The following is an 8008-nucleotide window of genomic DNA, read 5'->3' on the forward strand; positions in this document are numbered from 1 at the left end:
CCCAAATACATGAGCATGTATTCATATGTCTGGATGAGTCGGCGCGTTCCGTCAAGGGTCGCTGCGGGTTGGTTCGCAGCGTCTCGAACGCAGGATGCGGCCTGGGGGGATGCATTCGTACCCTCATCGGATTGACCGCTGGCAACATATGTAGCATCAATTGCTACATGAGACGCGATAGCCGCCTTTCCGGCATCCTGCACGTGCTGCTGCACATGGCCGAGGAGCCCGGACCGCTCACCTCCGATGCGCTCGCCGCCGCGATGCAGACTAATCCGGCCGTGGTGCGCCGGACCATGGCCGGGCTGCGGGAGGCGGGCTTCGTCCGGTCCGGGCGCGGGCACGGCGGAGGTTGGACCCTCGCGCGCGACCTTCACGAGATCACCCTTCTCGACATCCACGTCGCGCTCGGTTCACCCGACCTGTTCGCCATCGGCAACCGCACGGAGGCGCCCGGCTGCCTCGTCGAGCAGGCCGTGAACGCGGCCCTCGACGACGGTTTTCGCGAGGCCGAGCGGGTGCTGCTGGAGCGCTTCGGCGGCGTCACCCTCGCCGCGCTCAGCGTCGATTTCCACACCCGCCTCGCCGCGCGCGGCGGCACTCTGTCTCTGGAGCAAGCCCATGCCGTTTGACGTGATCGTCGTGGGGGGCAGCTTCGCCGGCTTGGCGGCGGCCACCTACATCGCCCGCGGGCGCCGCTCGGTTTGCGTGGTCGATGCAGGCAAACCCCGTAACCGCTTCGCGACGGCCTCACACGGCTTTCTCGGCCAGGACGGCAGCGACCCGCAGACGATGCTCTCGCAGGCCCGCGGACAGCTCGCCGCCTACCCGCAGGCGACCATCATCGAGGGCGAGGCGGTCGACGTCCGCGCGGGACGGGACTTCACCGTCACCCTCGCGAGCGGTGAGACGCTGGATGCGGCCCGCCTCATCCTCGCGTATGGCATCACGGACCTGTTGCCCGAGATCCCGGGCTTGGCGGAGCGATGGGGCAAGAGCGTCCTGCACTGCCCTTACTGCCACGGATACGAGTTCGCCGACGGGAAGCTCGGTGTACTCGCCGGATCTCCCCTGTCCGCGCATCAGGCTCTGCTGATCGCCGAGTGGGGACCGACGACGCTCTACCTGAACGGCGGGGACATGCCGGACGTGGGGACATGCGCCCGGCTCGCAGGCCGGGGCATCGGGATTGAGCCTGCCCCCGTTGCGGCGCTCGTCGGCGAGGGCGATGCGCTGTCGGGCCTGCGGCTCGGTGACGGGCGCACGTCAGCGGTCGAGGCCCTGTACCTCGCTCCGCATTCACGCATGAATAGCCCGCTGGCGGAACGGCTCGGCTGCGTGCTCGACGAAGGGCCGTTTGGTCCGGTCATCCGCACGGATGCCTCCAAGCAGACGACGGTGGCGGGGGTGTATGCGGCCGGCGATATTGCGCGGGCGCCTCACAGCGTGAGTTGGGCCGTGGCGGACGGGGTCACGGCGGGTGTCTCCGTTCACCAATCCCTGGCGTTTGCGAGTTTGGCTGCCTGATCACACACGACGGCGCACGTGTCTGCTTCGGGACATCGACGGCGTGTGGGATTGCCCCGTTATTGTGGACGGTTCAGGGGACTTGGCTAAGCAGGGTCTCGATTGTTGGTTCTGATCCGGTCTTCTACTCGTAGATGGCGGGCGAGCGGTCGCCGAGTGCCGAGTGACGGCGCAGCGGATCTGCGACGCCCTCGATATAGTTGAAGGCCGCCATCCGTGCCTCCGCCTGCGAGCGGAAGCGACGGCGCGCCAACAATTCGCATTCGAGGGTCGAGAAGAAGCTCTCCGCCATGGCTTTGTCGTGGGCATCGCCGACCGAGCCCATCGACGGGCAAACACCCGCTTCCTGGCATCGGCGGCCGAAGGCCGGCGAGGTATACTGCGAGCCTTGATCCGAAGCATGGATCACGTCGCGCGACCGGCGCTGGGTGACCGCCATCTCCAGGGCGTCGAGCACCAACTCCGAGCGCAGATGGTTGGCCATGGCGGGATCCCATCGCGGCCTGCTGCGATGGACGCCTGGCCCAGCCGACAATCCGGCGGCCGAACGCGTCGAGGACCACCGCGCGGTAGAGGAAGCCGGCGGCAGTCGACACGTGGTGATGCCGGCCACCTACAGCCGATTGGACGCCTCGGCCACGACGTTACGATCGACGAGGTTGGGTGCGGGCCGCGCCTCCCGATCACGCCGGGTGGTGACGGGACCGCCCCGTCGATGGCTGGCGCCGACGGGGCCGGCCTCCCATCTCAGCCGAGCGATGCGTTTGCAAAAATGCCGCTCGCCCTGCTCGTGCAGATCAGCGTGGACGCGCGGCGCACCGTATGTCTGGGCGAGCCGAGATGGAGGATGCGGATGCGCTTCAGCAGCGCAGCGTCCGCTGTCGCTCGCGCTGAGGGCTCCCGCTTGGCCCAGGCATAATACCCGGCCTTCGATACGCCCAGCACGCGGGCCATCGCGGCGATGGGGAGGTCGGCCCGGTTGGCGCTCATGAACCGGAAGACCCCGACGGCAGGACCCCGGACTCGCGCGCGAGAGAATGTTGCTGCGCTGACCTTCGGTTCACGCGCCGACTTCAGTTGCCGGTTCTTGCGCCGCAGCCTGACGAGTTCGTCGCGCTCGGCTGCCGTCAGGCCCGGGTCCGCTGTCGACCGCTTGGTCTCTCGCCGGCCCTCACGGCGGTCAGCTTCGACCACCCAGTTCTGGATGGTCTGGCGCGCGGGCTCGAACTCCCGGGCGAGATCAGTCGGATCGCGGCCTGCACGGACCAACGCGACCATTTGCCGGTGGCACACGGCCGGATATGCGGGGCGGGTCCTGGGCATCGGGCAAACCTCTCCCGCAAAATGGGCCTCGGTGTTCACCAAACCGAGGCAATCCCAGTTCCTTCGCTACGCGTCGTCGGAACCAGTCGGTACCCGTCTTGGGAAGGCGGCAGGGCCGCGCGAGCGCAGGTACCATCGTGTGTACCACCACGACGGCAAATCGCCCCAGCTCGGGGAGAAAGCCAACAATTACTATGGAATAGCATATTTTGGCGGATAGGGGGTCCTTAGAACCATCGTCCCACCTCGTCCCACTGTATTCCAATTGTCATTACCAATCAGTGCCTTGCGATCAGTCTCTGTCCCACGTCGTGCGTTTACAGTCCGCACCATCCCACATAGAATGTGGTATGAGATGTGGGAGATCGAATTGCCTAAATCCGGACGACATCCTGAGAAAAAGCTGACGGCGATCGGCGTCCGGAATCTGCGAGAACCTGGACGGTATACTGACGGCGGCGGTCTCTACCTTGTTGTTGACCCGAGCGGCGCGAAGCGGTGGGTCCAACGCATCGTGGTGCAAGGCAGGCGACGCGATATCGGCTTAGGGGGCGCCGCAACGGTCAGTCTCGCGGAGGCGCGCGAAAAGGCGCTCGAGATCCGCAAATCGGCCCGGAGCGGTGGCGACCCAGTTGCCGAACGGCGGGCCGCTCAACGCCATGTGCCGGCGTTTGCGGAGGCCATTGACGCCGTCCACGCTGAGCACAAGAAAAGCTGGAAAAACGAAAAGCACGGCGACCAGTGGATCAACACGCTACGGGCCTACGCCGTACCGCTGCTCGGTAACATACGCATTAACCGCATCGAAACAGCCGATGTGGTGCAGGTGCTGGCGCCAATATGGACCGAAAAGCCGGAAACGGCCCGGCGCGTCCGACAACGCCTCTCCACAGTCTTCAAATGGGCAAAGGCAAACGGCTTTCGCAGCGGCGAGAATCCCGTTGAAGGCGCCGAGTTGGGATTAGCAAAACAGACGAAGTCCAAGTCGAATTTTGCCGCCCTCCCCTACTCTAAAATGCCAGAGTTTGTGGCGAGTTTGGACAAAGCCCGGACCGGAACGATTCCGAAGCTTGCCTTCAAATTTCTCATTCTGACAGCAGCGCGCAGCGGCGAAGTTTTCGGCGCGAGATGGTCGGAAATCGACTATGAAAGCGCGACATGGACCATCCCGGCCGTTCGCATGAAAGCCAAAAAGGAGCATCGCGTCCCGCTCGGCCCCAAAGCCTTATGCATTTTGCGAGAGGCACAAGTTCTGTCAGCCGGCTCGGACTTTATCTTTCCCGGCACCAAAGCAGGTCGGCCACTCTCCAACATGGTGTTCACAATGATCCGGAAAGATTTTTATGCGGATTTCCGGATATGAAATCTATCAAAAGGTATACTTCGTTAAGATCCTTCTCGAAAACCAAGTTTTCGAACTCTTGTGATGTAGTAGCCCCGACGGCGGGAGTGGCGGCGGGAGTGGCGGTCGCCTTGCCTAACTGCCCATCCGTAGCGCTAGTATTGTTCGCCATTTGCGTACACCCTGTGACGTTCCTTCCCAGGTCTGCTTATCGATCAGAAATTTACATGATTCGAAAGACAGGAAGCATCGTCAAACTGGTCCCAAATCGAGTGTTGTCCTCACTCAGTCCGCCTTTATTTCAAAGACATATAATAACGGATTTGTATAATCTTTTTGTCGCGGTGAGTCACGAGAGTCCGAGCCAGAGTGCACACGGACATCATACCAGTCGCGGCACTAACCACCCGCTCAATCGGAAGGAGGTTTCAATTACGTAATTACCTACGTCGCCGGCGAGGCTGCGTGGAAGGGCGCCGAATATTCTTCGATTACTGCCTCCCATCACAATATTGTAAGCGCCGCAGCTTGATAGAAAGGGAGAAAATGATCTTCCTGGCCGCAAACATTTATAACGCACTTGTAACGCCTTCGTCTCGCCAGCCTCCGCGAATGATTTGAGATGCAAGTTTGACGCCAGCGTTTGGCTTGCCGGAAGGCGGGTATGCTGCTTGGCCGAAAGCGCTATCCTAATCTGAACGCGCGCAGATGTGACGAGCGTATGTCAATTGCTGTACTTGCCATGACCGACCCTCCGCCATTATATGTAAAAAGACTGAAACGTCTGCACGACGAGCATCTATGCTTCATTCCACGACAGCTGGTCGGTGCGGCCGACAACGACGGTGCTAGGGTCTGGACTCGATCAGCACCAGAAAGCGATGACGGCGGCGAGGGCGACGGCTGAGGCATAGTTGCGGGCGAGCTTGTCGTATCGGGTCGCGACGCGGCGGAAGTCCTTGAGGCGGTTGAAGGTCGCCTCGATGCGCCAGCGCTCGCGATAGCGCCGCTTGTCGTGGCGGATGCGTCGCTTGCGACCGCGCTTGCCCGGGATGACCGGCACGATGCCCTGCGCTCGCAGGTCGGTGCGCAGCCAGTCGGCATCGTAGCCCTTGTCGGCGGCCAGACGTCGGATCCGGCCGGGCGCTTCGGCCAGCACCACGGGCGCGGTCGTCACGTCGCTGGCGTTGCCGGGCGTCAGCAGCAGGACGCCGGGACGGCCGAGGACGTCGGTGAGCGCGTGGACCTTGGTCGTCTGGCCGCCGCGCGACGGGCCGATGGCCTGCGTGCGAGCCCCCCTTTGCCACCGTGGGCGGAGCGGTGAGCCCGGACATAGGTGCTGTCGAGGGCGGCCGCGTCCCCAGCCCATCCAGCCTTGGCCAGGGCGGCCAGCATCGCGCGCCAGAAGCCGCGGCGGGACCACCTGTTGAACCGGTTGTAGACGGTGGTGCGCGGCCCATACGCCGCCGGACAGTCGCGCCAGCGGCAGCCGGAGGTGAGCACGTGCAGGATGCCGGAGATGATCTGCCGGTCGTCCTTCCGCTCTGGTCCAGGCTGGTCCCGGGGCATGAACGGTTCGATCACCGCCCACTGCTCGTCCGAGAGCCAGAACAGGTCCGCCATCGCCACCTCCAGGCCGCAAAACGGCCGCCTGGAATCACAAAACCACAAACCTTGCAACATCTTGGTTCGGTTCACACCCTAGGCATTGGTTGAGGTACAGTCGAAGGCCATCTTGCATCCACAAGCCGATCCATTCTTATCCAAGCAAGAGATACACTGTCTGATTGGTTCCCACCTAATATTCTATACGCGGAGTCATCTTCTCCTGCGTAGAATCCAACATGGCCCAAACCACTTTGTATAGACTTACGCCAAAAAACCATAATAGCTCCAGGCGTCGGGCTAGTCTTTATTCCAAATCTGCTCCAAGCACGGGCACTTAAAACATTAGCTGGAATAGGTTCGCGATCGAGTGTTGAACTGATGCAGTGACCTACGAACAATCCACACCAAGGGATATCATCACCTGAGTAGCGGATGCCCTGCTCCGTAGCCCAATTGATAATGTCAGGATTTGAACCTCGACTCGGGTCTTCTCGTGTTCCTAATAACCTTTTCGCCTCTTTGAACCAGACAAGACTTGCCTGATCTAAATCTGTTTCCGCACGGCGATCAGGAAACAGCGCAGGAAGGGTTAGGGGTCCTACTATACCGTCCGGATCTAAACCAACTCTCGACTGAAATGCACGAACCGCAGCTATAGTTTGCCTCCCAAATGCCATCGAACGATCCTGGCTTCAGGCCTTTTGCTGCTAAAGCTTGCTGTATCTCGATGATTTTCATATTGCAATCCGCCTCTTAGCCGCAGACATCACCTTGCCGCATACTGAAAAGCATGGAACACAGCCATCTTGATCACGTCTTTGTCAATTATGCAAGAGGCGGATTGTGTGGGAGACATGCTCAATGAGGGCGATATTGGCTTCGCTGCGATAGTGGCAGATAAAATGCGAAATTGCCTATCTAGTTAGGAGCATTCAAACCAAATACGGCGCTCTAAAAGCGTCGGTAAGCTGGATATATTTGTCTTCGTGAGACGCGTACTTTGCGTTGCGTAAATGTCGCTAGCATCGCTTGTGAGTGGTGATGCGACGGAACTCCTTGAGCCGCCGAAACATACACTCAACCGCGTTCTGGCCGCGATTAAGCACGGGCAAAAAGCACGGCTTCCAACGGCGGTTGATCTTGGGCGGAATGTTGGGCGCGGCTCCGGCCACTTTGATCTGTCCGCCGATCGCGTCGCCGTCGAGGTCTTCATCCGCCAGAAGGACGAGACAGTCGGGCGTTCGAGCAGCTGTGCGCCGGCCGTGCAATTGGCGACCTGCCAGCCGGTAAGTAAGCGAGCGGGCCGCAGTCGCAGTCGGTGAGCGCGTAGATCCTGATCGTGCGTCCGCCTTGCGAGCGACAGATCGCCAGCGTGTGTTCCCCCCTTCGCCTTTGGCGGCGCAGCGGTCGGCCTTCACTACGAATAAATCGATCAGAACCCGAGCGGGCGGTCCACCAGCTTAGGCCACGGCGTCAAACAGACTGACCCAAACCCCCTTCGTTGCCCAGCACTCGAAGCGGTTTTCGAGGGTCTACTTCGGGCCGTCGATGTCGCGCAATTCGGTCGTCCAACGGCCCCGGATTTCAGCACGTGGACATACCGCCGATGGCACGCCGGACGTCCACCCGCGCCTTGCCTCGTGTATCGGTGTGCAGATGTGGTGCGATCTTCGCAAACTGCTCGTTTATCAGTCAGGAATAATTTATCGGTTCCTCCAGCAGAAGCCGTAAATACGTCCTGCCGGGTCGCGCCACAGCTATGAATCCGGACGTTAAAGAAGTGGCAGAACCCCAGGGACGATCGCGTCTAGTTCCGACATCATCCATGCCTTGATTCGATCCGACATTTTGTCGGGATCGTTGCTAAATTGAGCTATGTCTTTAGCTGGCCTGCCCCCTGAAAAGTGGTCCTCCCTGAGGTATGGCTTTGAGCCATGTGGAGGATGTCGTCATGGGACGGAAGAAGCATACGGCTGAAGAGATCGTTGCTAAGCTGCGGCAGGTCGATGTCTTGATCTCGCAGGGTCGCAAGGTTGCCGAAGCAATCCGGTCAATCGAGGTGACCGAGGTCACATACTACCGCTGGCGGTCCGAGTACGGCGGCTTGAAGGGTGATCAGGTCGAGCGGCTGAAATCTCTGGAGACCGAGAACCAACGTCTTCGTAGGGCAATCTCGGATCTGACCTTGGAGAAGCTGATTCTGAAGGA

Annotated in this window: 6 protein-coding genes and 2 pseudogenes; 4 read left to right on the forward strand and 4 right to left on the reverse strand. The window is 60.9% G+C overall.

What is annotated here, in order from left to right:
- The first annotated feature begins 167 nt into the window (after positions 1-167).
- Together BLQ49_RS28055 and BLQ49_RS28060 are read left to right on the forward strand one after the other, a co-directional pair.
- On the forward strand, positions 168-632 hold the full coding sequence (locus BLQ49_RS28055; RefSeq protein ID WP_091722775.1) for an Rrf2 family transcriptional regulator: 465 nt from the start codon (positions 168-170) through the stop codon (positions 630-632).
- The gene (locus BLQ49_RS28060; RefSeq protein ID WP_091722778.1) at positions 622-1527 is read left to right on the forward strand and encodes an NAD(P)/FAD-dependent oxidoreductase; all 906 of its coding nucleotides are present in this window, start codon (positions 622-624) and stop codon (positions 1525-1527) included. The genes BLQ49_RS28055 and BLQ49_RS28060 overlap by 11 nt, the downstream gene beginning before the upstream one ends.
- 124 nt (positions 1528-1651) lie before the next feature.
- Here the strand turns inward: BLQ49_RS28060 and BLQ49_RS28065 are convergent.
- A pseudogene (locus tag BLQ49_RS28065) lies at positions 1652-2850 on the reverse strand (IS3 family transposase).
- 355 nt (positions 2851-3205) lie between these two features.
- On the opposite strand from BLQ49_RS28065, the gene BLQ49_RS28070 reads away from it, so the two are divergent.
- Positions 3206-4213 carry a tyrosine-type recombinase/integrase gene (locus BLQ49_RS28070; protein ID WP_091722791.1) on the forward strand — a complete coding sequence of 336 codons (1008 nt, stop codon included), beginning with the start codon at positions 3206-3208 and terminating at the stop codon, positions 4211-4213.
- A gap of 844 nt (positions 4214-5057) precedes the next feature.
- Here the strand turns inward: BLQ49_RS28070 and BLQ49_RS28075 are convergent.
- From BLQ49_RS28075 to BLQ49_RS30510, 3 genes and pseudogenes are all read right to left on the reverse strand, one after another.
- A protein-coding gene (locus BLQ49_RS28075; RefSeq protein ID WP_091722781.1) for an IS5 family transposase occupies positions 5058-5815 on the reverse strand; the annotation gives its coding sequence in 2 pieces (ribosomal slippage) (positions 5058-5485 and positions 5485-5815; 759 coding nt in all).
- Positions 5816-5886: 71 nt separating this feature from the next.
- Positions 5887-6477 carry an NlpC/P60 family protein gene (locus BLQ49_RS30915; protein WP_208859131.1) on the reverse strand — a complete coding sequence of 197 codons (591 nt, stop codon included), beginning with the start codon at positions 6475-6477 and terminating at the stop codon, positions 5887-5889.
- Between the two features lie 357 nt (positions 6478-6834).
- A pseudogene (locus BLQ49_RS30510) lies at positions 6835-7492 on the reverse strand (IS5 family transposase); the annotation flags it as partial.
- Positions 7493-7751: 259 nt separating this feature from the next.
- Here BLQ49_RS30510 and BLQ49_RS28085 point away from each other — a divergent pair.
- Positions 7752-8008 (forward strand): transposase (locus tag BLQ49_RS28085; RefSeq protein WP_143012373.1); only part of this gene is annotated, 257 nt, incomplete at its 3' end.

The organism is Methylobacterium phyllostachyos, assembly GCF_900103445.1.
GTDB classification, from domain to species: Bacteria; Pseudomonadota; Alphaproteobacteria; order Rhizobiales; family Beijerinckiaceae; genus Methylobacterium; species Methylobacterium phyllostachyos.

Excerpts from the sequence above, each read along its gene's own strand:
- BLQ49_RS28055 (WP_091722775.1), top strand. The coding sequence starts at position 168 with ATGAGACGCGATAGCCGCCTTTCCGGCATCCTGCACGTGCTGCTGCAC.
- BLQ49_RS28060 (WP_091722778.1), top strand. The coding sequence starts at position 622 with ATGCCGTTTGACGTGATCGTCGTGGGGGGCAGCTTCGCCGGCTTGGCG.
- BLQ49_RS28070 (WP_091722791.1), top strand. The coding sequence starts at position 3,206 with ATGTGGGAGATCGAATTGCCTAAATCCGGACGACATCCTGAGAAAAAG.
- BLQ49_RS30915 (WP_208859131.1), bottom strand. The coding sequence starts at position 6,477 with ATGGCATTTGGGAGGCAAACTATAGCTGCGGTTCGTGCATTTCAGTCG.